The following is a 24555-nucleotide window of genomic DNA, read 5'->3' as shown; positions in this document are numbered from 1 at the left end:
GGCAAAGTAGAAACCAGCTAGTATCGTGCGAAAAGCGCCTGAGCTAGCTGGTTTTTTTGTGGTTGATTTTAGTAATTTAAAGCCAATTTTAGTCCAACTTGTTGGAGCGTTTAGGCTTTAGCGTGTACGCGCCTAAATGCGTTAGATGCGTCAATTCTAAGTGGCTTTTCTCACAACTAAAAAAGCAAGTTTCTTCTATACAATAGGGCAATTAAATGGCACCTCTTATATATAGAAGAAACTTGCTCAGGGATGATTGATATTTTAACTTATCTGGCTCATTGATAGCTGCAATAATATTTTATTTAATGACTGCTGCTTCAACTTGTTTTGGGACCCGGTCTTGTTGGTCAGTGAATGGGATAAAGACATCGCGCGATGACGTCATAGCGTATTGGATGTTTTTCCCGTCTTCAGTGTATTCAACCACACGGTAGTATGGATCATGGTAGAATATAAAGCGGTAGTTGTTGGCTAGGGCTTCTGGCATCAATTCTTGTTTAGCTGAAATAGAATCCATTGGGTAATCGTCTAGACCACCGACCCAAAGTGGGTTTGTGTGAACGAATGTAAGTAGGATATCTGCCATATGTAGCATAGTTTCGCCAGCTTGTTCAAGACGAATAATGGTATGACCTGGACTATGACCACCTGTCACTTCCATGGTAATCCCTTCAGCAATGGTAATGCTATCCGTAAAGGTTGCTACTTGTCCTTGGATGGCTTCCCAATTTTCTTTCGGATAAGTATTCTTAGTCCGTGCATTCGGATGTCTTACCGCATCCCACTCGATATCAGAGATATAAATCGTAGCATTAGGGAAGGTTGATTGCCATTGATCGTCTTCAAAGTAAGTCAAACCGCTGGCATGGTCGTTATGCATGTGGGTCATCATCACAACGTCAATATCTTCAGGCGTAATCCCAAGCGTTTCAAAGTCTTCTTGGATGTTACCTTCTTGTTGAAGTCCAACATTTCGTTTCCCTTTTTCATTGAATTTATCCAAGTTAAAGGATGCATCAATGATGTAGTTTTTCCCTTGGTATTGGATGACAATCGGGTCACAAACCTCAGCCACTTGGTTTTGATCATTATATGGATAGTAGCGACCCCAAAGTGCTCGTGGTACAGGACCGAAAATTGTCCCGCCGTCAGTGCCAATCATCGCGCCATTCAACCAAGATAGGGTCATGTCGTGGAAAGTATATGTGTCAATCATAATAAAAATCTCCTTTATATGTATGCTTTGGTTTCTAAATACGAGTCATTTTTCAATTGTCAAAAGGGGTTCAGCCCTTAGCTGGTGTCATAGCCGATTAATAGTTCCCTTCGATAATCATGGATATTCCTTGGCCACCCCCGATACACAAGGTAGCTAGGCCATAAGTCGACTGGCGTTTGATCATTTCGTGAACTAGGGTAACTAAGATGCGGGCGCCGGATGCGCCAATCGGATGCCCCAAGGCGATAGCGCCACCGTTCACGTTGACCTTGTCCATATCTGCATCAAGATCTTGCAATACACACAAGGCTTGGGCAGCGAAAGCTTCGTTAGCTTCAATTAAATCGATGTCTTTTATAGTCAATTGGGCTTTATCCAGTGCTTTTCTGGTAGCTGGAATTGGACCAGTTCCCATGATTGAAGGGTCAACGCCGGCACTTGCGAAGGCTTTTATAGTAGCCAGTGGTTTAGCGCCAATCGCTTCGGCTTTTTCCTTGGACATTAAGACGATGGCTGCAGCCCCGTCGTTAATACCAGAAGAGTTGGCTGCTGTGACAGATCCGCCGTCACGCTTGAAGGCTGGTCTTAATTTGGCTAATGATTCTTGGGTAACGCCAGCTCTTGGATATTCATCTGCTTCGATTTGGATATCGTCACCGCGTCTTTGCGGAACGGAAACGGGTGTAATTTCATCTTGGAATTTGTTGTCATTGATGGCTGCTTCCGCTTTTTGTTGGCTGGAAGCGGCTAGGGCATCTTGATCTTCTCGAGTAAAACCATATTTTTCTACAATATTTTCTGCGGTAATCCCCATGTGGTAATTGTTGAAGGCGTCGGTTAAACCGTCTTTAATCATAGTGTCGACCACTTTCTGGTCACCCATTCGCATGCCCCAACGTGCATCTTCAACAATGTAAGGCGCTTGGCTCATATTTTCGGTCCCACCAGCAACCACGACTTTCGATTCGCCCACCATAATACTTTGGGCGGCTAGGGCGACAGCTTTCAAACCTGAACCGCAAACCTTGTTGACAGCGAATGCTGGTTTTTCAACTGGGATTCCGGCAGCGACTGCAACTTGGCGGGCAACGTTTTGACCTAATCCTGCGCTTAAGACGTTACCGAAGATGACCTCATCTACTATGGCTGGATCAATGTTGGCCTTAGCCATGGCACCTTGAACGGCTACCTTACCTAAGTCAACAGCGGAAACATTTTTAAATACGCCACCGAATGATCCGATGGGGGTTCTTTGTGCAGCTACGATTACGACATCTTGCATTTGAAAACTCCTTTCGAGGGTTAAGTTGAGGTGTGGCAAAAGTCGATTAGAATATATGCGCTGGACCAAACTCCGAACAATTACTATAGGTAAATGGCGTATTTTGGAAAGCGCCGGATAAATCTGACTTTTGGAACCAGATATTGTGCGTTATGTTAATCAAATTCACTTAAAAGCTAATCATCAGAAACAAAAAAGACTGCGAACCATTTATGCGGCTCGCAGTCTTACTAGCTAAGAGCCCGCATTCACGAGAAATAGGACTCTTCCATATGTTGGAACAATCCTAGTTAGCTAATAATAATAATAAAGATGTATGTGTCTGGTGATCAGTAGAGGTCATTGACCAAGATGTACTGGTCATAATTGTAAATTCTGTATGCATTGTCATGTTGGTCTCACTCCTTTGATTTAAGTTAGTGTTATCTTATCATCATATTTTCATTTTAACAAGCTTTTCCCACATTTATTTTTAATCTAATCCTATATTTGAAATATCAACATAGGGTATCCTTATATGTATCAAGGGATTTGGTCGATTGTAATATTTTTGTAAATGAGAAGATGGTGGGCGTTATGAGGGTGAGCTGGACTACTTTAACAGGTAGAAATAAGTTAAAAACAAAAATTGTATACTTTGAAGAGCATTTATTTTGAGAAAATAGGCCCCTCAAGTTAACCAAAAAATGTTATTTCCTTCATAAGAAGGCCAGAAAAAGTTGGTCAACCATTTTTCTAGAGATGCCTAGGACAATATCAAAAGGATTTGATGGCAAATACTTTCTCTTGTTGCTTTTAATAAAATGAGATGGTAAGGTGACACCAATCAAAAAACTCATAAAGTTTTAATAAAAAGATATCCATATTGGAGGAATGCATCATGGCACTAGAAAATGTAGATTTTGGAAACATCAATGAGATTCCCTATCGTCCATTACGCCCAGGGATTGACCAAGCCGTGTTCGCCATGTCAGGTGACGGCGTCAATGTAACGGTTAATCGAGTAGAGAATGGCAATGACTTACGCCCACATACGCATGATGATCACCAACAAATCGCCTGGATATTACAAGGTGAATGTGACTATTACGTTGACGGTGAGCCATTCCGCATGACAGCAGGCTCATGGGTAGTTGTACCGAAGGGTGTTGAACATTACATTCATGTGTACGATTCGCCAGAAACAGTGGTGAATGTGGATATTTTCGCCCCAGCGCGTGAAGACTATAACGAAGCTTACAGCCAATTCTTGAAACAACAAGGCTATCAAGGCTTTAACATTATTGACTAATTAGAAATAGAGACATTAGGACGGACTTGAATAGGATTAAAGACGGGAAAAGGATGATATAAATGGAAATGCGCAACCTTGTAAAAGAAAAAATTGCTGAAAAAGGCTATGCTATCGGTGCTTTTGTGGCATCAAGCTCTTCGTTGAATACGGAAATTCTAGGGGTCAATGGCTTCGACTTTGCTATGATTGACTTCGAACATGCTCAAACAAGCTTAGAAACAGCCTTAGACATGGTGCGTGCAGCCGAACTATACGGTACTGCTCCATATGCCCGTGTTTACAACCCCGAAGATGGTCCAATGATGGGGCGAATGTTGGATATCGGTTTACATGGATTGATGATTCCAATGGTCAACAACAAGGCGCAAGCTGAGTTTGTTATCCAAAACACTAAAATGCCACCAATCGGGATCCGCGGTAAAGGGATTGGACGTGGACCACTTTGGGGTGCCTATGAAAATTACAACAAGGGTGAAGTGGACGAAAAATCGATGGTTATCGTCCAATGTGAGACCCCAGAAGCAGTTGAAAACGTTGAAGAAATCGTGAGTGTAGAAGGCATTGACTGTGTGTACATCGGTCGTCTTGACTTAGCGCATGCCATGGGTGTTGAAGACCCATCAACAAGTCCAGAACTTGAAGCTAATATTCAAAAAGTCCTTAAAGCTTGTAAAGACGCTGGGGTAATTCCTGGAATATTTACAGCCAACGCACAAGATGCAGTTAACCGAATTGAACAAGGATTCCAATTTGTCACGGTACTGAACGACTTGGCCTTCTTCCGTCAAGCCACCAAGACCCGGATTGACGATGTCCGTAAAGGGGTAGAAGGGGACAAATACCAAGTGGACGACGCCGTATTCTTGAAATAGAAAGTATTTTGCGGTATTTCCTCATAAAATGCCAAATAAAAAAATAAGGCAAGCCATCATAATGAATATGGCTTGCCTTATTTGTGGTTACTATAGGTTTTCTAGTTTAGTAACGGCTTCTTCCCAATCAGTCATGACTTGATTTAGCGCTTCTTCTTTTTCTTGAAGCGTTTGGTTTAGCTGATTCAATTGCTCGAAGTCATCTAAGAATTCGGGCTTGGTCATATCCAGTTGAATACCTTCAATGGTTGCCTCTAATTCGGCCATGGTCTCCTCATGCTGGGCAATTTCCCGTTGCAATTTACGCTCTTCTCGTTGCTTGTCTTTAGACATTTGGAAGGCTTGTTTGGTATCAGAAGCAGGTTCAATTACTGCTTTTTCAACTTTTTCTTGGTTACTTTCAGCTTCTAATAGGGCTAAACGTTCCTCTTCAGAGGCTTTTTTGGCTACGTAATAATCGTAGTCGCCTAGATAAAGGGTCGAACCTTCAGGGTTGATTTCTAAAACGGAAGTAGCAATTCGATTGATAAAGTACCGGTCATGGCTGACAAATAACAATGTGCCGTCGTACTCGATCAAGGCATTTTCCAAGACTTCTTTAGAATCGATGTCCAAATGGTTGGTCGGCTCATCAAGAATCAAGAAATTGTCATGTTTAAGTGCTAGTTTAGCCAATTCAAGACGGGCTTTTTCCCCACCAGAAAGGGTGGCAACGGACTTGGTCACGTCGTTTCCAGTAAATAGGAAAGATCCAAGAATGGTCCGAATATCCCGCTCCATCATCGTCGGATGTTCATCCCACAATTCGTGCAGGACATCCTTTTTCGAATTTAGATTCCCTAATTCCTGGTCATAGTAACCCATTTGTAGATGAGCGCCATAGTCGATGGTACCGCGTAGGGCAGGGATTTGTTTAATGATTGTTTTTAATAAAGTTGATTTTCCCACACCATTTGGCCCAACGATGGCAATGGCTTCTTGTTTCCGCAATTGGAAAGAAATGGGTTCAGCTAAAACATTGTCTGGACTATAACCAACCGCTAACTTATTGGCTTGTAAGACATCGTTCCCTGAAGGTTCAGCTACTGAAAACTGGATACGAGCTGATTTCTCATCGTTCAATGGCTTTTCAATCTTGGTCATTTTCTCTAACTGCCTACGACGGGATTGGGCCATCTTCGTGGTAGACGCGCGAACGATATTACGGGCTACATAGTCCTCTAATTTGGCAATCTCTTCTTGCTGTTTCTCGTAGGCCTTCATTTGCAGGGTGACACGCTGTACCCGTTCCTTCAAGTAGAAAGAGTAGTTCCCCTTGTAATAATGAATACCTTGGTGGGCCATTTCATAAGTTTCATTGGTCACAGCATCCAAGAAATACCGGTCATGGGACACGATTAATAAGGCGCCAGGGTATTTTGGTAGATAGTTCTCTAACCAAGTTAATGTCTCAATATCCAAGTGGTTAGTCGGCTCGTCGAGAATCAATAAGTCTTTCTTTTCTAGTAGGATTTTCGCTAAAGCCAGACGAGTTCGTTGGCCACCAGAAAGCGTCGAAATCTTACGGTCGTAGTCCTCATCAAAGAATTTGAAACCATGTAAGACCATCCGAATTTCTGATTCGTAACCATAAGCGTTAAAACGAATCAAGTCCTCTTGAAGTTTGTCATATCGGTTTAAGGCAGCTTCATAGGCTTCAGCATCTTGCATGAGCTCTTCGTCCGCCAAGGCTAGGGCCGCTGTTTCTGATTCTTCCAATAATTTAATAACGGGTTCAAAAACAGAAACCATTTCTTCATAAATAGTCCGGTCACCAGAAACCGCAGTGTGTTGGTCCATATAAGCAATAGTTGTCCCTTTAGTCAAGGACACTTGGCCATCATCAGGTGCTTCAATGTTGGCTAACATTTTTAATAATGTCGACTTACCGGCACCGTTGCGGCCAACTAGCGCAATTCGGCTGTTGTGTTGGATAGTCATTTGTACGTTTTCAAAAATTACTTCAACGCCATAGCGTCGAGATAGATTTGAACCTTGTAATATGATCATAATAGGCATGATCCTTTCATTTATAGTCTTAATCATTTTACCACAAAAAGATTTGAGCATTCGCTGGAAACTTTTTATAAAATATTGCATTTTTTAACATAGTTTAAAATTTAGTGAGTACGCACTCTTGTGTTAATTTCACAAACTTGGTATACTGTCTAAGAAATCATTTCAGAATAAGAAAGAGGACTGAACATGCGTAAAATACCCAAAGCAACAGCCAAAAGATTACCACTATACCATCGCTACCTGCGCGTATTCAAAAACATGGGGAAAACACGCGTTTCTTCAACAGAATTAAGTGAAGCAGTAAAAGTTGAAAGTGCAACGATTAGACGTGACTTTTCATACTTTGGGGCTTTAGGTAAACGTGGTTACGGCTACGATATCGATGCCTTATTAGAATTCTTTGGTAAGACTTTAAGCCAAGACCGTTTAACAACAGTAGCCCTTGTAGGGGTTGGTAACCTTGGTAATGCCTTATTAAACTACAACTTCAAGAAATCAAACAATATCCGTATTGGTGCAGCTTTCGATATCAACCAAGATATCATTGGAACAGTCCACAATGGGGTACCTGTTTATGACATGAAGGATTTAACAAAGCAATTGAAATTAATGGATATTGAAGTGGTCATTCTCTCGGTACCTGAAGCAGTTGCCCAAAATATGATTCCTGCATTAGAAGAAGCAGAAATTAAAGGTATCTTGAACTTTACGCCAGTGAGGTTAGATGTACCGGATAGCATCAGAGTGCAGGATGTAGACTTCACCAATGAATTACAAACATTGATCTACTTCATCTCAACAAATTCGTAATTACTTGTTAGTATATTATGCAATCATGTAAGCCTTTGACTTACTAAAATCATTTTCAACATAGGTCTCTGGTAGGCTTTCACTTTGCCTATTACGCCATCTAAGTCATGCTAGCTAAGCGCAAGTCTTGGGCATAGGTTGCAGGTATCGATTGTTAAAAACTTTATTTATGCCACACTTTGAGTTGGAAAGATTTATAGCAACGTAACCTGAGTGGCATTCTTGTTTGGCAATTTAGTTCTTGCTAATTAATGAATCAGTTGGATAAAATAGTCGCAAGATTCAAAAACTATATAAATAAACAAGCGAATAGGCCGAGATGTTTTTCTCTCGGCCTATTCTGTATGTTTTAAATCGCCTGAAAGTTTGTTAAGTTTCACATATGTGATCTAAAATGACGTTAAATACTTTGCAATTTTTATTAAAAATTGTTATTTTTCAGGTTGTTATTTAGATTTTAACTGCCGTACTATACCGATTGTTTTGAGTAAATCCATCATTTCATAGGCTGCAATACCGATGGCTAGGTATACTGCCCAATCCCAACCGGTATCTTCTACGCTACGAATGGCAAAGCTGAGCGCTAGAAAGATAAATAAGACTTTGAATAGTAATAGGAATATTACTGGTCCTTTTAATTTCAACAACTACATTCCTCTCTTCAAGATTAGTCTGACTTTGGTCAAAGTTAACCTTAGATTTCACTTACTAAAATTACCTTAATTTCCGCTTAAAATCAAGGTTTTCGACTTATAAAGGAAAATAGGTCAAAAAAAGTCAATCTTTCTCTTGCAATTCATATTTGAATGTTTTAATATAGGAAATGTAGAGGTTAGCAGTCGACTGAAGAGAGTGCTAATCTCTAAAAAACCAAGTAATTTAGCTTGGATTTGACAGATATTTTATATAAATGGAGGGACATGTAAATGATTAAACCATTAAACGGACGCGCAGTTGTGAGAGTTGAAGAGGCTAAAGAGCAAACAGTTTCAGGTATTGTGTTACCGTCAGCTGCCAAAGAAAAACAGCAAGTAGGTGTTGTTGAAGCAGTTGCTGAGAATACAGAAGATTTCACATCACAATTGAAAGAAGGCGACCGCGTTCTATTTGAAAAATATGCAGGTTCAACATTTGAATATGATGGTCAAGAATTATTAATTATTAAAGAAAGCGACATTATCGCAATTGTAGATTAGTCAATTTATCAATATTTACAGATTAATAACAGTATGAATTTTTATGAGGTGAATGAATAAATGGCAAAAGATATTAAATTTTCAGAAGATGCACGTCAATCTATGGTTCGTGGGATTGATATACTAGCTAATACGGTGAAAGTAACCTTAGGACCAAAAGGTCGTAATGTAGTTTTAGACCAAAGTTATGGTTCACCGCTAATCACTAACGATGGTGTAACTATCGCCAAAGAAATTGAATTAGAAGATAAATTTGAAGATATGGGTGCAAAACTAGTTGCTGAAGTAGCTTCAAAAACAAATGATATTGCCGGTGACGGTACAACAACTGCCACTGTTCTAACACAAGCAATTGTAACTGAAGGTATGAAAAACGTTACTGCTGGTGCTAACCCAGTAGGTGTTCGTCGAGGAATTGACAAAGCAATTCGCGTAGCCGCAGATCGTTTATCTGAAATCTCAGTTCCTGTAGATTCTAAAGGCGCAATCGCTAACGTTGCATCAATTTCATCAGGCGACAGCGAAGTTGGTGACTTAATTGCAGAAGCAATGGAAAAAGTTGGTCAAGATGGCGTCATCACAATTGAAGAATCTCAATCAATTGATACCTCTCTAGATGTCGTTGAAGGGATGCAATTTGACCGTGGTTACTTATCTCAATACATGGTAACTGACAACGACAAGATGGAAGCTGTTTTAGAAAATCCTTATATTTTATTAACAGATAAAAAGATTTCTAATATCCAAGACATTTTGCCAGTTTTAGAACAAGTTGTTCAAGAAGGCCGGGCATTACTATTGGTAGCTGACGATATTGACGGTGAAGCATTACCAACACTAGTTTTGAATAAAATTCGTGGTACTTTCAACGTTGTTGGGGTAAAAGCGCCAGCATTTGGTGACCGTCGTAAAGCAATGTTAGAAGATTTATCTATCCTAACAGGTGGTCAAGTCATTACTGAAGATCTAGGACTTGAATTAAAAGATACGACAATTGATCAATTAGGTTCTGCTAACCGCGTTGTAATCACAAAAGATGAAACAACTATTGTTGAGGGTGCGGGCGACAAAGAGCAATTAGCACAACGTGTTGCCCAAATCCGTAGTCAAATTGAAGAAACAACTTCTGAATATGACCGTGAGAAATTATTAGAACGCTTAGCTAAATTAGCCGGTGGTGTTGCAGTTGTTAAAGTTGGTGCGGCTACTGAGTCAGAATTAAAAGAACGTAAATTACGTATCGAAGACGCTTTAAATGCCACACGTGCGGCTGTTGATCAAGGTATCGTAGCTGGTGGTGGTACTGCCTTTATCAATGCTAAAGAAGCAGTTGCTGCATTAGCTGAAACATTAGCTGGTGATGAACAAACTGGTGCACAAATCGTCTTACGTGCTTTAGAAGCACCAGTACGTCAAATCGCTGAAAATGCAGGTTTAGAAGGTTCTGTAATTGTTGAGAAATTGAAAGAGCAAGCAGAAGGTGTTGGCTTTAACGCAGCAACTTCTGAATGGGTAAACATGATTGAAGAAGGTATTGTTGACCCAACAAAAGTTTCTCGCTCAGCATTGCAAAATGCAGGTTCAGTAGCTGGATTAATCCTATCTACTGAAGCAGCTGTTGCAAGCCAACCACAACCTGAACCACAAATGCCAGCAATGGATCCAAGTGCAGGTATGTATTAAAAATAAAAAACAGGGTGAGAGAGCCGACGCTAAGAGAGGAACGATGGAAGATTAGGGCAGTGGCTGACAAAGTCAGCAACAACCTAATCTGAAACGCAGACCTCTCCGGAGGCTCGAACCCGACTAGGGTGAGAGATATTTATCTGCCGATTATTGGCTGATTAAATCGAATACCCTATAAATAGCGAACTATGGGACTGTGACAGTGATGTTGCGGTCCTATTTTTTTTACGCTCTTTCGTGATTGAGGGTTCAACCTATCTTTCAGTAAGGGGATTTGATTATAATAAGGCTATGGATTTATTGAACTGAAAAAATACGGAATGGTTGAAGGGGCGTTTGATAATGTTATTTACAGAAGATGCGAGCTACTATGCTGAACAAATTAAAGAGGGCAAGTTGTCAGTTAAGGAGGTTGTGACTGCTGCTTTAGAGAATATGACAGCTTTGAACCCGACTTTAAATGCGGTTGTTTGGCGTCAAGATTCGGATGCCTTGGCAAAAGCAGATGAATATGACGCACTTTTAGCTAAGATGAGCCCGCAAGAAAAAGCGGATTTACCACCATTTTTCGGGGTACCAACTTTAATTAAAGATCTTGGTCAGTCACAAGCGGGTCAGTTGGCTGCGAGTGGGTCGACATTACTCAAAGATAACCTGGCGACGGTGACGGACAATTTTGTTCAAGCTGTTGAAAAGGCAGGTTTTATCGCTGTCGGTCGGTCTAACGTGCCTGAATTTGGTTTTAAGGGGATTAGTGATTCTAAAGCTTTTGGCTCGGTTAATTCACCGATTGATACCAACCGCAATCCAGGTGGTTCGAGTGGTGGCGCGGCTGCGGCCTTAAAATCTGGAATGGTGCCTTTAACCTATGCTTCTGATGGGGGCGGATCGATTCGAATGCCTGCGTCTTATTCAGGGTTAATTGGTTTGAAACCCAGTCGTGGGCGTATGCCAGTTGGACCCGGTAAATACCGGAGCTGGCAGGGTGCTGCGGTACCTTTTGCCTTAACAAAATCAGTCCGTGATACTTGGACCTTGTTGAAGGCCTTGCAGGTCACTCAATATGAGGCGCCTTTCCCAATGCCAACAATCGAAGAAGATCAATTGTTGGATTTAGACCGGTCCTTACGTATTGGTTATCTGACTGATTTGAATGACCAATTAACCATCAGTGAAGCGGGGCAGGCTGTCATAGACCAAGTGATCAAACAGTTGAAAGCGCTGGGTCATGATGTCTTCCAAGTTTCGGACCCAGTGGACCGGATTCAAGTCATGAAGTCTTACTTTAAAATGAACAGTGTTGAAACAACGGTGATGATGGAGGGCATTGCCCAGGCACTTGGCCGTGAATTAACGGATGCGGATATGGAACCCTTGACTTGGGCGATTTACCGGTCTGGTTACAAAATTTCAGCGGTAGAATTAAGCCAAATGATTGGCGACTGGGACCGATGGGCAGCCATTTATGAAGCTGAGTTCAACCATTATGACCTCTTGTTGACACCAACAACGAATGGACCAGCGCCTAAACATGGGATTTTTGAAGCCGATGAAACAATTCTTGCAGCGGAAAAAGACATCGATCAATTAAGCCAAGACGACCAGCAACAGCTTATTTGGGATCATTTTGGCCAATCAATCCCTTATTCGCCATATGTGTCGATTGTCAACTTAATCGGCCAACCAGCGATTTCCCTACCGATGTTTAAAAATGAAGAAGGACTGCCAATTGGGACGCAATTTATTGCCAACAAAGGAAACGAATACCTGCTATTGCAATTGGCTAAGCAAATTGAAGCAGCTGACTTGTTGGATACAGCTATTGTCAATTTAGAGGGAAATCTACCACAATTTAGAAAATAATAATCACCATCAACAAGTGCCTGGCCTCTACAATATCTCTTCTTTCTCTCTAATAAAGCAATCCATAAAACTTGTGATTAGCAAGCTAGCCAAAAATAATGCTAATTTCCCACTAACAAAAATACTGAACTGCAATGCATCCAACCTTACGCACGGTGGTGTGAAGGGTCTGAAGCGAAACTTTTTCTAGTCAATCATACCCAGAAAAGGTCCAGCATTTGTTTTCCAAAAATAAAAAAACACTTGTTATTTTCTCATTATTTGTTAACATTCTCATTAACGAAGACAAGAAACGGGCAGGAGACTGCCCAAAAATCAAAGGAGTGTATCGCTATGGCCATTTGGTCTAATAAATTTCACGAGGAAATGTCACAAGATGCTTATCAATTCAACCAATCTATCCAAGTAGATTACCGCTTGTTGGACGCTGACCTTCGTGGGTCAAAAGCCCATGCGGCCATGTTAGGTCACCAAGGGATTCTTAGTTTAGAGGAGTCGGACAGCTTGGTAACAGAGCTTGAGCAAATGCGTCAAGATTATGCGGATGGGACTTTAGCCGTTGATTTTACAACGGAAGATGTTCACTCTTTCATCGAGGCTGAGTTGACTAAACGTCTTGGCACAATTGGGAAGAAGGTCCATACTGGTCGGTCTCGTAATGACCAAGTAGCGACGGCTATGCGGATTTATGTGTTGGATGAATTGCAAGATTTTATCGAGAAAACCCAAGTAGCGATTGAGGCTATTTTGACAAAAGCAGAGGAACACTTGGACACGATTATGCCAGGCTACACCCACTTACAACGGGCGCAACCAATCACTTATGCCCACTATTTATTGGCTTATGCGCAGATGTTCAGCCGTGACTTATCGCGGTTTGCGGACCTTTCAGACCGAGTAGCGGATGATATGCCGCTGGGTGCGGGGGCCTTAGCAACGTCCACTTACCCAATTGACCCTTTCTATACAACTGACCAGGTAGCAGGTTTCACAGCACCATATGTTAACTCAATCGATGCGGTATCCAACAACGATTATGCCATCGAATTCCTGTCAGATTTAGCCATGATGTCCATGCACATGTCCCGTTACGCGGAAGAAACGATCATGTGGTCCAGCCAAGAATTCCGTTTCATCAGCCTGAAAGATTCCTTCTCAACTGGTTCATCGATCATGCCTCAGAAGAAGAATGCGGATATCCATGAATTAATGCGTGGGAAAACGGGTCGTGTTTACGGCAACCTGATGAGCGTCTTGACCATTATGAAAGGCCTGCCGCTTGCTTACAATAAAGACTTGCAAGAAATTAAGGAACAGCTTTTTGACGGGATTGACCATGTAAAAGCGATGTTATCTCTATTACCGGGCATGTTAGAAGCAACAATCGTCAATAAGGATGTGATGTATGCAGCATGTGGTACTGGCTTTTTAAATGCTACGGATTGTGCGGACTACTTGACCAACAAGGGGATGGCCTTTAGAGATGCCTACCAAGTATCCGGAGATTTAGTGGGTTACTGCACGGAAAACCGAAAGAGCTTGGAAGAATTAACCTTAGCTGAATACCAAGAATTCTCAGAATTATTTGATGTCGATATTTATGACGCCATCGATTTGAAGAATTGTGTTTACCGCCGGAATGTTGCTGGGGGGCCAGCGCCAGAAGCGGTAACTGCAGCAATCGTAAGGGTTCGAGCGAATATTTCCTAGGTTAAAAAGTTTGTAAAAAGAATTTTACTTTACCGGTTGACTTTCTATAAATTACCGATTAGAATAATTAAAAGAAAATGATAAAAACTTAAAAACAAATGATAGATGTCATTTTTTTATGAGAATTGAATATTAAATCATAGAAGCAAAGAGTAACAAGGGTACTGTCTAAAGCGAATAGACGATTGGTGGAAGGTCTATGTCAGGAGAATTGTGAACCGCATTGCTGAGATAATTGAGTGAAGTAAGCTAATTAGATCATAAAAGTAGCTCAATTCGTTAGGCGCGTTAAGTCATCAAGCGTTGATGTATTTTTGTCAGCAGTAGAGTGGTACCGTGGATATTAACCGCCTCTTCATTTGAAGGGGCGGATTTTTTTATTTTCCGGGCCGACAAATGAAAACTTGTTTATAAAGATTGGATGAAAGTCTAGTTTTTTACAAGGGGAAGCTCATAGACAAAAATCGCGACAGTAGAGTGGTACCGTGGATATTCGTCCGCCTCTTCTTTTTAGGAGAGGTGGGCTTTTTTTTATAGGAAAAAATCTAGGAGGTTGAAGAAAATGTTTAATCAGGTGAAGAAGAAAAATCAAGTGGGATGGCAGTTGAAGGGTTTTAATTTGATGGTTATTTTGGCCATCTTGATCAGTCTTGTTGTACCAGCCAAAAGTGTTTCAGCATCGTCTTGGACGGGTCCTGAAGCAGCGGCTGAGGTTGAGGGTGAAGATACATTACTAGCGGAGATTCAAGAACGTGGTGTGCTTAGAATGGGGACTGCTTCTGGTTACTCACCTTATGAGTTTACCGTTTTAAGAGACGGTCAAAACGAAGTCGTTGGGATTGATGTTTTCCTAGGAGAATATATCGCAGACCAATTAGGGGTTGAACTGGAAGTTGTTGATATGGAGTTTGGGTCGTTGATCGCTTCGCTTGAAACAGGGGGGATCGACTTAATCATCGCTGGTATGGGGGCGACTGAAGAGCGTGACCAATCCATTGACTTCTCAAATGCCTATGAATTATCTGGTCAATCAATCGTTATTCGTGAAGGCGAAGAAAATGAAATTTTAGATTATACCTCATTTGAAAATGGCGAGCATACTATTGCGGTACCTGAAGCAACATTGCAAGAGGGTTATGTGAGAGACTTCTTTGAAAATCCAGACTTGTTGATTATGCGTAAATCAGGGGATGCCATTGCGGCCTTAACTTCTGGCCAAGCAGATGGGGTGTTACTAGATGACGCGGTTGCCGGTGCCAATGCAGCTGAAAATGAGGGGTTAACCGTTATTGACTCTAACTTAGACGGCATGGTTGAAGACCAGGGGAAATCAATTGGTATCCCGGAAAACCAACCATCCTTACAAACAGCTATCAACGATATTTTAGAAGATGTGAATGACCAAGGCTTAATCGAAACTTGGACAGAAGCCTCATTTGATATTATCGCTGGTGAAAACGCGGGAACAGGTTGGACCACCTACTGGCCATATTTTTGGGACGGGATTAAAACAACCTTGATTATTGCAGGGGTATCCATCTTCTTCGGTATGGTCTTGGGGATTTTCTTAGCCCTTATGCGTTTGACTAATAACCCAATCTTAAAATTCTTGGCGGCAGCCTATATCGAGTTTGTACGTGGGACACCATTAATGATCCAAGTCTTGTTTATGTTCCTTGGTGTAGGGTCGATCTTTGGCTGGTCTACAATGACTGCCGGTTTGGTATCTGTATCCATGAACTCGGGTGCTTATATCGCGGAGATTATCCGTGGGGGTATTCAATCCGTTGATAAGGGACAAGCTGAGGCTGCGCGTTCACTAGGGCTTGGCTACTGGCAAACCATGCGGAAAGTCATTTTCCCACAATCATTAAGATCGATTTGGCCGTCATTGGGGAATGAATTTATCACCTTGATCAAGGAATCTTCTATTGTATCGACCATTGGGGTGGCGGAATTAACCTTCCAAACACGTGCGGTAACAAGTATTACTTACCAAGCAGTGGTCCCATTATTTATTTCAATGATCATCTACTTCATCATGACTTATGCCTTGTCGCAAGTCTTGAATGTATATGAAAGAAAGATGAACCAAAAATACGCTTAATGATTTTAATTGGACAATTTTAGACAGAAATTTTAGATAGAAATTTAGGAGGCATTATTCATGGCAAAAACAAATAAAGAAATTAAAAAGGTTTTACTAGCATACTCTGGTGGATTAGATACTTCAGTGATTATTCCTTGGTTAAAGGAAAACTATAACGACTGTGAAGTTATCGGAATGACTGGTAACGTTGGTCAAGAAGAAGATTTTGAATTCTTGAAAGAAAAAGCGGTAGCCTGCGGGGCGACGAAATTATATGTAGAAGACTTGCGTGAGGAATTCATTACGGATTATATTTTCCCAGCGATCCAAGCAGGGGCTAAATACGAGTCGACTTATTTATTAGGGACTGCCTACGCGCGTCCATTAATTGCTAAACGTATGGTTGAAATTGCGCATTTAGAAGGCTGTGACGCTATTGTTCATGGTTGTACTGGGAAAGGAAACGACCAAGTGCGTTTCGAGTTAGGCATCCGTGAATTTGATCCAACAATGACGATCATCGCCCCTTGGCGTGAATGGGATATCCTGTCTCGTGAGCAAGCCTTTGACTACGCAGAAGCGCATAACGTGCCACTACCAATTACACGTGAAACCAACTACTCTAAAGACGAAAACATATTCCACTTGTCACATGAAGGGTTAGACTTAGAAGACCCAACCAACAAACCAAACTACGAAGAAATCTTAGAATTAGGGGTATCACCACAATCTGCACCTGACCAAGAAGTTGAAGTTACGGTGACCTTTGAATCAGGTATACCGATTGCTGTAAACGGGGAAAAATTAGCACCAATCGCTTTACTAGAAAAATTAAATGAAATTGGTGGCGCCAATGGGATTGGTATCTTAGATGTCGTTGAAAACCGTTTAGTAGGGATGAAATCACGTGGGGTATATGAAACACCAGGTGGCACTATTCTTTACCACGCTCACGAGAAATTAGAGCAAATCGCTTTAGACCGTGACACACAACACTACAAACAAAGCATAGCCTTGAAATACGCAGACCTAGTTTACAACGGTTTATGGTTCAGCCCATTGCGTAAAGCATTACAAGTCTTTGTAGACGAGACACAAAAAAATGTGACTGGGTCAGTGACAATGGTTCTATATAAGGGGAATATCATCGACGCAGGTATGACAAGTCCTTACTCATTATATTCAGATGAATTAGCAACCTTTGGTGAAGATGATATCTACAACCAAAATGATGCAGAAGGCTTCATCAAACTATTTGGTTTACCACAATCAGCACGTACAATGGCTGAGCAAATTTGGGCCAAAGGTGAAACAACAGAACCAGGTGCCTTTTCGGATGTTGCAAGAAATAATGAATGGTTAAGATAACTAAGTACGTGACAAGTCTAATTTGGCGAAACGGATATCCGCTAAGTGCGAAACGGTCCGTAGCTTAAAATGTATATATTCTGCCGAGTTGAGGGGCTGTACTTTTGGTGCAGTCCTTTTTCCTGTATATAGATAAGAATAGCATCCAAAGAAAGGGTAGACCGAACAGGATTTTGCTGCGGAATTCATGTTCACATTCTGGCTTTTTATGTGGAGGGAGCTCGTGTACTTTTGCGCAAAATGAGTGAGTTGTTAAATAAGATAAAGGTTATAAAACACAAAGATTGTACTCGTTGAGTAAATCATCCGTTTTGCCGAACTTACATTTTGTAAGTATAAACTTTGGTATAGTGGGCCTCTTCATAGCGCAAGGATAGCAATCCTTCATTCTACAATAAAAAAACTTGCTATACGAAGCACTAATTTTTGATATTTCGAATTCGAGGTGTTATGATATATCATGTAAGATAAAAAATTAAGAAAATTTGAAAAGGAGATTTTTAACATGACAAAATTTGGTGTAGTAGTAGGTTCTATCCGTCAAAACTCTTTATCTGAAGGTGTAGCGAAAGCTATCGTTGCTGGTTTACCAGAAGGTTCAGAAGTTAACTTTTTAGAAATCGCAAACTTACCTTTATATAACCAAGACTTAGACGCTAACTCTCCAGCAGAATACGAAGAGTTCCGTGCACAAGTTGCAGCTCAAGATGCCATCATCTTTGTAACACCTGAACACAACCGCAACATTCCAGCTGCATTGAAAAATGCTTTAGACGTAGCTTCTCGTCCTTGGGGTCAAAACGTATGGGCTGGTAAACCTGCTTTAGTAGCATCTCAATCTATCTCTGGTATTGCTGGTACTTTAGCGCATCACTCATTACGTCAATCATTAGTATTCTTAGACTTACAAACTATGGCTCAACCAGAACTTTACATCAACTCTGCTGAAATTTCTGATATGGAGACTGGTGAAGTAACTAACGAAGACTCTAAACAATTCTTAGCAAGCGCTGGTGCGCAATTCGCAGAATACGCAGCTAAATTCGTAGGCTAATTCGTATATATAATCAAATCAAGAAGGCTAGCCCCGTGCTAGTCTTTTTTTATATTGGAAAGGAATATCCTCCTCTTCTTTGGAGGCCATCGCGGTGGTAGATGGCGAAACGCATAATTGCTGATTGGATTGTTATGTTTGTCAGCTTTTTTGCGTGAAAATCTCATGTAAAAAACACCTGCAAAAATTGCTATAAGCAAGGAAACCTAGACCAGATAAGCTTTCTACCGTTTGAAAACGACTGACACTTTTTTAACATTTCAACCGACAGTGATTGACAAATATATGGTCATGTCAATATAATGTAGTGGACGTGGTTAAACCACATACTATTTTAATAAATATTCAATGAAACAAAGAGTAAATTATCGACTGGTATAGCGAGGGGCGTTGGTGTGAGGCCTTACAGAATAGATAATTGAACCGCATTGTTGAGAAAAATGACTGAACCTTTGTTAGTAGGTCATTTCGCTAATGACGTTACCATTTCAAGTAAGGGGAGGTGAAGGCCACCCCTAAAATTAGAGTGGTACCGTGGATCTCCGCCTCTGTTATAGAGGTGGGGATTTTTTTATTGTCTAAAATAGTAAAAGTTGAAGTTAGCTAGTGGCGTTTAGTTAATTAAATAGTTGATAAGAAGCAAATGCTGCGATAGCAGAAAAATGTTTTAATAGGAGGCAGAATCATGAAATATATGAAACAAATCATCTTGGTTTGTGTGACGCTTGTTCTAGCCATGGTTGGCTTGAGTCAAAGTCCCGTTTTGGCAACTGAAGAGGGTCAATCAGCGACATCTACCATTGATGCCAGTGATGCAACAGCACCAGGGGAAGATACTTTATACCAGGATATTCAAGAACGTGGCGTGTTACGGGTTGGGACCAATTCAACTTATGCACCGTTTGAATTTTCTATCTTAAAAGATGGGAAAAATCAGGTTGTTGGACTAGATATCTTCTTAGCACAAAAAATCGCAGATGACTTAGGCGTAAACCTTGAAGTTGTTGATATGGAGTTTTCGAATTTATTAACATCGCTTGATACGGGTCAAATTGACATAGTATTAGCAGGGATGACAGCAACGGAAGAACGAGCGAAGTCAGTGGACTTCTCTGATGTCTACCAAGTGTCAGGTCAATCTTTCGTGATTCAAGAAAGTAAAGCAGACCAAATCACAGATGATGCATACTTTGTTGATGGTGGTAAAATTTCTATTGGTGAAGGGACAACTCAACAATTACTTGTAGGCGACCACTATCCAAACTCAGAAGTTCAGGTCATGCGTACCACAACCGACTCAATTTCAGCCTTAAATTCAGGTTTAGCGGATGGGGTCCTACTAGATGAAGATGTGGCGGGTGCTTATGCGGCAGAAAATCCTGATTTAACAGTGATTGAAGCCAATTTACCAATTCAAGATCCTGGTAAAGCTGCAGCCATGCCACAAAAACAACCGACCTTACTAGCAGCAGTCAACGAATCCATTGCGGACGCTCAAGAACAAGGGTTAATTGACCAATGGTTGGACGAATCTTACCAAATTATTGAAGACAACCGTCAATCCACTTGGCTAGCTTACGCACCTTACTTTGTGAATGGTGTGAAAACAACCTTAGTGATTTCCGCAACAGCTATCTTCTTCGGTTTAATTTTAGGGGCAGCCTTAGCCTTAATGCGTTTATCGGAAAATAAATTAATCGATCTAATTGCGCAAGGCTATATTGAAATCGTTCGTGGGACACCATTGATGATTCAAGTTTTGTTCATTTACCTAGGTTTCGCCGGCATGTTCGGTTGGTCAACTTTGACTTCTGGTTTAGTGGCCGTATCCCTAAACTCGGGCGCCTATATTGCAGAAATCATCCGTGGAGGAATCAACTCGGTTGATAAGGGGCAAGCTGAAGCTGCACGTTCACTCGGTCTAGGCTACTGGGTGACTATGCGGAAAGTCATTTTCCCACAATCATTAAGATCTATCTGGCCGTCACTAGGAAATGAATTCGTATCCTTAATCAAAGAATCGTCAATCGTTTCAACCATCGGGGTAGCGGAATTAACCTTCCAAACCCGTAACGTATCAACGATTACCTTCAATGGGATCATCCCATTAATCATCTCAATGGCAATCTACTTCATCCTAACCTTCACATTAACCAAATTGTTGAATGTGTACGAACGCCGGATGAACGAGAAATACGCCCAATAACAATGAATTTCCGAGTCGTAACGATTAGTTGCGACTCTTTTTTAATTCAAATTGGTATTATTTCGGCTTTGAGAAAATGTCAGTTATTATTAGGGTAAGTATATAAAGTGCCCTTTGGGAAAGGGGTATATGGTTAAAAAGTTTTTATTGTAGAGATTTAAGGGTCTCGTTCAAGCTAGCTTGAACCCTTTCAAGTCCGATTCGAGCCTCCTATTATTGACGCTGTTACAGAATGATTACATCAATATGACTAATATAAAAATTATATGATAAAGTACAACAGGTGGTTATTTTTGGGCGATTGCATGATAATCTTAAGACCAAGCAATCGACAAACTAGAAAAGGGAGGGAGAAAAGGTGCACAAACGTTTTTTTAAAGACAATCGACAAATTGCCTATGTATTAATGGGTATTGTGGTTTGTTTGGCAGCCTTATTCATCGTTCGTGCGTTTGCCAATACGAACCGGATGTCTGCAGAAGAGAAAACTGAAGCTGTAGCGTCATCAGTAAATGCGCTTTATTATGATAACTCCTACACTTTCCTAAAAACGGATATTCAACAAGATGAAATTTCCGAATTAACTGAAGAAGTAGACAACTTACGAGACAGTGAAGCAAAACCAGTTATTGAAGAACGAATCACATCAGTCCAACAACGGTTTGACCTACAAAGTCAGTTAAATGGACTATTCGATGAAGACGATGATGGTTCCGGACAAGCCGTGATTAACGGGGCAACCATCCAAGAGTATGTCTTAGTAGACGACGATGTCACTATCGATGAATTGGATTTACTTCGTGAGAATTATGCCGATCAATTGGACAATAAAGACGATGGTTTCTACAACACGGCCACTACTTTAATTGATGAGGCAGAAAGCCAAATCAATTTAATTCGTGAATACGCTAGTGATTTAACAGCAATCGAAAATGATACAACACTGACTTATGATACTTTGGAAGATCAATTAACGACAGTTACTGAACGTGTGAATGAAATCGAAAACCCATGTATTCAAGATCGGTTACTAGAAATGATCGCAAAAAGTGACGAGAAAGCAACGCAAGCTATCTTCAACCGTTTGGTAGAAGAGGCAGAGGCAGCTAATCAATCTGATGAGGCGTTAGCGAAAATTCGTGAAGAAGGTCAAGCGGCAATTAAAGCATCAAAAAGCCGCGTTGCGGATTTAACAGCCATACGTGAAGAAATCATGGCATCTAACGATGCTTCAGCAACCTTAACGTTACGTCAAACCTCTGATAAACCATCATTTGGTGTAAATACCAATGTTACTTCAGGCGTTTTAGCCGCTAAACAATCTGGACAAAGTACATCTCGGTCATCAAGTCGAAGAAGTTCATCTTCATCGTCACAAAGACCAGTATCATCTAGTTCAATAGCGGACGGATCGTCGTCATCTGAATCAAGCAGTTCGTCATCGAGTGCAGTATCTAGTGATGACAACTCTTCAAGTGGCACCTCAAGCGACGCAAGTTCAAGTGAAGAAATCCCTAATTCAGCAAGTTCATCATCGAGTGATGCATCAAGTGTATCAAGTTCTAGCGTTGCAAGCTCAAGTGATTCAAATAGTAGTTCAACTAGTAGTTCAAGTGATAGTGCATCAACATCTACTTCAAGCGATTCGACATCATCGAGTGAATCTGAATCATCACGTGAGGATTCAGAAATTGAAGACGGGTCAGATAATGAATCCAGTCAAATGACAGAATCAGCTGAATCATCATCAAGTAGTTCAGTTATTGAAGAAAGTGCATCATCAAGCACCCAACAACAATCAACAGTTGAATCAACAACAACAGAACGACCTCAGTCATCTGTTGCAAGTGATTCAGTAATTGAATCAAGTCAAATTCCATACGGATCACCAGAATAATTAAACAGGTTTGAAGCAGTTAGAGTAAAAACTAGCTGCTTTTTCAGTTTTTCTAGGGGAATTTAAAGGTTTTTTAACTAGAATAGGCTTATAATCCAGTCGGGTTATGGTAGAATATTAGGGATTATAGGTGCTTACTTATAGTATATATATAATGAAATGGGTGAAAAAATGCAAAAAAACGGAGAATGGACGAACTGGTACCGCGTGGTTATCGCGGCAACAGAAGCGTTAATCTTGTTCCTTTCTTATCTTGTTTCATTCTTTTTGCGGTATGGTCGATATGTACCTTTGAAAAACTATGAAGCTTTCCAAGGGGCAATTGGTTGGATATTAATTATCTTTGTATTTATCAATATTTTATTTGGGGTTTATATCCTATATGATAAAACCAAAGGCGACCTCTTCTTCATCACCATCATCAGTCAAGGAATCTTAGCAGTTGTTGCTATGGTCTTAAGTTTTGCTGGTAGATGGTTAGCCTTTCCGCGTTCAGTCGTCTTGATCGACTTTGTGGTAAGTGTTGTGATGCTCTACATTTTTAGAGCCTTAGTCTTCGATATTTACCGACGCTATGCGTCAACGAAACGGGTAATGATCGTTGGATCTGAAGAAGCTGTTTTTCCGGCAATATATAATTTCAAGAATTCGAAAAGTACTCGTCATATCGTAACACATGTGGTATTAGAAGATTACTACCGCAATGTGAAGAGTCGTTTAGATGAGTATGATATTGTATATCTTGCATCGCAAATTGATGAAAGCGAAAAATTGAAAATTTATGACTTGTTGATGCGGGCCAATAAAAAACTGTTCTTAAATTCTAAATTTGAAAACCTGGTCATGGTAAATCCAAATATTATGAATTTTGAAGATGAATCTATTATTGAAACCTCAGACTTTGCGATTCCAGCGGACCAAGCCTTAATCAAACGTGGTTTAGATATCATGATAGCCTTAGTTGGTTTAATCTTAACGTCACCAATCATGTTGATTACAGCGATTATTATTAAATTAACCTCCAAAGGACCAGTCTTCTACCGCCAAGTACGTATTACTAAAGGTGGCGAAGAGTTTGATATCTTGAAATTCCGTTCGATGACAACGGACGCTGAAGTGAAATCTGGCCCAATGATTGCAACGAAAAATGACGCACGTGTCACAACAGTTGGTAAATATATCCGTGCCTTGCGTATCGATGAATTACCACAGTTGTTGAATGTGCTACGCGGAGATATGTCCATGATTGGACCACGTCCAGAGCGACCATTCTTCGTGAACCAATTCCAAGAAGAAAACCCGCACTATTACTTACGTCACAACGTACAAGCAGGAATAACGGGTTACGCACAAGTCTACGGTAAATATGCCACTGACTTTAACTCTAAATTGAACTTTGACTTGATCTACATCAAGCAATACTCAATGTTCTTGGACTTCAAGATCTTATTGCAAACCATTAAAATCCTCTTCGACAAAGTATCCTCATCAGGAATTGACGAAGACGAAAAACCAACAGTCACAAGAGAAGAAGCAGAAGAAATGAACATCGACGTCATAGGATGAGAGCTTTGGCGCTCAGGCAGGTAGCACTGGAAGGCTAGTTTGCATCACACAAAGTGTGATGCAAACTAGTCTGAAGTGGAGATCGGACTGCCAAAGCGAACTCGACTTTAAAGAGTGAGTTAATATAGTTCTTTCTGGAGACTCGAACCCGACTAAATAGGATGTGAGACAGGACGCCTGTCTGCCCTGGCGAGTTTAACTAAAGAGTGAGACCGCTGATGTCTAAACAGTGAGTTGTTTGTTCAAATTTTTATAAACGAAAAGTCATTTAAGCGTTAGCGACAGTCATGTGTACTGGTAGCTAACGCTTTTTTGCTTACTAAAACAAGGATATAAGCGTCTAGAGGTGACAACTAGCTGAGGAATAGTGGTATAATAAGGA

17 protein-coding genes and 2 other annotated features are annotated in these 24555 nt (G+C 40.8%); of the genes, 13 read left to right on the top strand and 4 right to left on the bottom strand.

Annotation, left to right across the window (positions count from 1 at the left end; all coding sequences use genetic code 11):
• Positions 1-301 precede the first annotated feature (301 nt).
• Together ACFW0C_RS02080 and ACFW0C_RS02075 are read right to left on the bottom strand one after the other, a co-directional pair.
• Positions 302-1219: an MBL fold metallo-hydrolase gene (locus ACFW0C_RS02080; RefSeq protein WP_378104940.1), complete on the bottom strand. Its 918-nt coding sequence runs from the start codon at positions 1217-1219 to the stop codon at positions 302-304.
• 97 nt (positions 1220-1316) lie between these two features.
• The gene (locus tag ACFW0C_RS02075) at positions 1317-2504 is read right to left on the bottom strand and encodes an acetyl-CoA C-acetyltransferase (protein ID WP_378104938.1); all 1188 of its coding nucleotides are present in this window, start codon (positions 2502-2504) and stop codon (positions 1317-1319) included.
• 880 nt (positions 2505-3384) lie between these two features.
• Between ACFW0C_RS02075 and ACFW0C_RS02070 the strand changes: the two genes are divergently transcribed.
• On the top strand, positions 3385-3795 hold the full coding sequence (locus ACFW0C_RS02070; protein ID WP_290491390.1) for a cupin domain-containing protein: 411 nt from the start codon (positions 3385-3387) through the stop codon (positions 3793-3795).
• Positions 3796-3857: 62 nt separating this feature from the next.
• Entirely contained in the window at positions 3858-4670 is an 813-nt protein-coding gene (locus tag ACFW0C_RS02065; RefSeq protein ID WP_378104936.1) for an HpcH/HpaI aldolase/citrate lyase family protein, read from the top strand.
• A 90-nt stretch (positions 4671-4760) separates the two neighbouring features.
• Here ACFW0C_RS02065 and ACFW0C_RS02060 read toward each other — a convergent pair whose 3' ends face one another.
• Positions 4761-6719 (bottom strand): ABC-F family ATP-binding cassette domain-containing protein, encoded by a 1959-nt coding sequence (locus tag ACFW0C_RS02060; RefSeq protein ID WP_378104934.1) that lies wholly within the window; start codon positions 6717-6719, stop codon positions 4761-4763.
• Positions 6720-6914: 195 nt separating this feature from the next.
• Between ACFW0C_RS02060 and ACFW0C_RS02055 the strand changes: the two genes are divergently transcribed.
• Positions 6915-7538 (top strand): redox-sensing transcriptional repressor Rex, encoded by a 624-nt coding sequence (locus tag ACFW0C_RS02055; RefSeq protein WP_003143269.1) that lies wholly within the window; start codon positions 6915-6917, stop codon positions 7536-7538.
• Positions 7539-7984: 446 nt separating this feature from the next.
• Here ACFW0C_RS02055 and ACFW0C_RS02050 read toward each other — a convergent pair whose 3' ends face one another.
• Positions 7985-8185, bottom strand: coding sequence for a hypothetical protein (locus tag ACFW0C_RS02050; RefSeq protein ID WP_378104933.1), 201 nt, complete (start codon positions 8183-8185; stop codon positions 7985-7987).
• Between the two features lie 279 nt (positions 8186-8464).
• On the opposite strand from ACFW0C_RS02050, the gene ACFW0C_RS02045 reads away from it, so the two are divergent.
• The 10 genes from ACFW0C_RS02045 (at position 8465) to ACFW0C_RS02000 (ending at position 24173) form a co-directional block, all read left to right on the top strand.
• Positions 8465-8734 carry a co-chaperone GroES gene (locus tag ACFW0C_RS02045; protein ID WP_003143273.1) on the top strand — a complete coding sequence of 90 codons (270 nt, stop codon included), beginning with the start codon at positions 8465-8467 and terminating at the stop codon, positions 8732-8734.
• A gap of 60 nt (positions 8735-8794) precedes the next feature.
• Positions 8795-10417 (top strand): chaperonin GroEL, encoded by a 1623-nt coding sequence (gene groL / locus ACFW0C_RS02040; protein WP_378104932.1) that lies wholly within the window; start codon positions 8795-8797, stop codon positions 10415-10417.
• A gap of 345 nt (positions 10418-10762) precedes the next feature.
• A complete protein-coding gene (locus ACFW0C_RS02035; RefSeq protein ID WP_378104930.1) occupies positions 10763-12283 on the top strand; it encodes an amidase in 1521 nt (506 codons plus the stop codon).
• 333 nt (positions 12284-12616) lie between these two features.
• Positions 12617-13993 (top strand): argininosuccinate lyase, encoded by a 1377-nt coding sequence (gene argH / locus ACFW0C_RS02030; protein WP_378104928.1) that lies wholly within the window; start codon positions 12617-12619, stop codon positions 13991-13993.
• Positions 13994-14124: 131 nt separating this feature from the next.
• Positions 14125-14351: a binding site (T-box leader), on the top strand.
• 204 nt (positions 14352-14555) lie between these two features.
• Positions 14556-16100 (top strand): ABC transporter substrate-binding protein/permease, encoded by a 1545-nt coding sequence (locus ACFW0C_RS02025; protein ID WP_378104927.1) that lies wholly within the window; start codon positions 14556-14558, stop codon positions 16098-16100.
• 60 nt (positions 16101-16160) lie between these two features.
• The gene (locus ACFW0C_RS02020; protein WP_378104925.1) at positions 16161-17450 is read left to right on the top strand and encodes an argininosuccinate synthase; all 1290 of its coding nucleotides are present in this window, start codon (positions 16161-16163) and stop codon (positions 17448-17450) included.
• A 505-nt stretch (positions 17451-17955) separates the two neighbouring features.
• Positions 17956-18504, top strand: coding sequence for an NADPH-dependent FMN reductase (locus tag ACFW0C_RS02015; RefSeq protein ID WP_290491408.1), 549 nt, complete (start codon positions 17956-17958; stop codon positions 18502-18504).
• A gap of 339 nt (positions 18505-18843) precedes the next feature.
• Positions 18844-19057: a binding site (T-box leader), on the top strand.
• Positions 19058-19189: 132 nt separating this feature from the next.
• Positions 19190-20710, top strand: coding sequence for an ABC transporter substrate-binding protein/permease (locus ACFW0C_RS02010; protein ID WP_378104923.1), 1521 nt, complete (start codon positions 19190-19192; stop codon positions 20708-20710).
• A gap of 358 nt (positions 20711-21068) precedes the next feature.
• Positions 21069-22607: a cell division site-positioning protein MapZ family protein gene (locus ACFW0C_RS02005; protein WP_378104920.1), complete on the top strand. Its 1539-nt coding sequence runs from the start codon at positions 21069-21071 to the stop codon at positions 22605-22607.
• A 171-nt stretch (positions 22608-22778) separates the two neighbouring features.
• A complete protein-coding gene (locus tag ACFW0C_RS02000) occupies positions 22779-24173 on the top strand; it encodes a sugar transferase (RefSeq protein WP_378104918.1) in 1395 nt (464 codons plus the stop codon).
• The last annotated feature ends 382 nt before the right edge of the window (positions 24174-24555 follow it).

The organism is Aerococcus sp. NPDC058936 (assembly GCF_042741995.1).
GTDB lineage: Bacteria > Bacillota > Bacilli > Lactobacillales > Aerococcaceae > Aerococcus.
The sequence above is the reverse complement of the archived record's forward strand: the minus strand, read 5'-3'. Positions and strand labels throughout refer to the sequence as shown.

Excerpts from the sequence above, each read along its gene's own strand:
- ACFW0C_RS02055 (WP_003143269.1), top strand. The coding sequence starts at position 6,915 with ATGCGTAAAATACCCAAAGCAACAGCCAAAAGATTACCACTATACCAT.
- argH (WP_378104928.1), top strand. The coding sequence starts at position 12,617 with ATGGCCATTTGGTCTAATAAATTTCACGAGGAAATGTCACAAGATGCT.
- groL (WP_378104932.1), top strand. The coding sequence starts at position 8,795 with ATGGCAAAAGATATTAAATTTTCAGAAGATGCACGTCAATCTATGGTT.
- ACFW0C_RS02045 (WP_003143273.1), top strand. The coding sequence starts at position 8,465 with ATGATTAAACCATTAAACGGACGCGCAGTTGTGAGAGTTGAAGAGGCT.
- ACFW0C_RS02070 (WP_290491390.1), top strand. The coding sequence starts at position 3,385 with ATGGCACTAGAAAATGTAGATTTTGGAAACATCAATGAGATTCCCTAT.
- ACFW0C_RS02060 (WP_378104934.1), bottom strand. The coding sequence starts at position 6,719 with ATGATCATATTACAAGGTTCAAATCTATCTCGACGCTATGGCGTTGAA.
- ACFW0C_RS02020 (WP_378104925.1), top strand. The coding sequence starts at position 16,161 with ATGGCAAAAACAAATAAAGAAATTAAAAAGGTTTTACTAGCATACTCT.
- ACFW0C_RS02025 (WP_378104927.1), top strand. The coding sequence starts at position 14,556 with ATGTTTAATCAGGTGAAGAAGAAAAATCAAGTGGGATGGCAGTTGAAG.
- ACFW0C_RS02010 (WP_378104923.1), top strand. The coding sequence starts at position 19,190 with ATGAAATATATGAAACAAATCATCTTGGTTTGTGTGACGCTTGTTCTA.
- ACFW0C_RS02015 (WP_290491408.1), top strand. The coding sequence starts at position 17,956 with ATGACAAAATTTGGTGTAGTAGTAGGTTCTATCCGTCAAAACTCTTTA.
- ACFW0C_RS02000 (WP_378104918.1), top strand. The coding sequence starts at position 22,779 with ATGCAAAAAAACGGAGAATGGACGAACTGGTACCGCGTGGTTATCGCG.
- ACFW0C_RS02075 (WP_378104938.1), bottom strand. The coding sequence starts at position 2,504 with ATGCAAGATGTCGTAATCGTAGCTGCACAAAGAACCCCCATCGGATCA.
- ACFW0C_RS02080 (WP_378104940.1), bottom strand. The coding sequence starts at position 1,219 with ATGATTGACACATATACTTTCCACGACATGACCCTATCTTGGTTGAAT.
- ACFW0C_RS02035 (WP_378104930.1), top strand. The coding sequence starts at position 10,763 with ATGTTATTTACAGAAGATGCGAGCTACTATGCTGAACAAATTAAAGAG.
- ACFW0C_RS02065 (WP_378104936.1), top strand. The coding sequence starts at position 3,858 with ATGGAAATGCGCAACCTTGTAAAAGAAAAAATTGCTGAAAAAGGCTAT.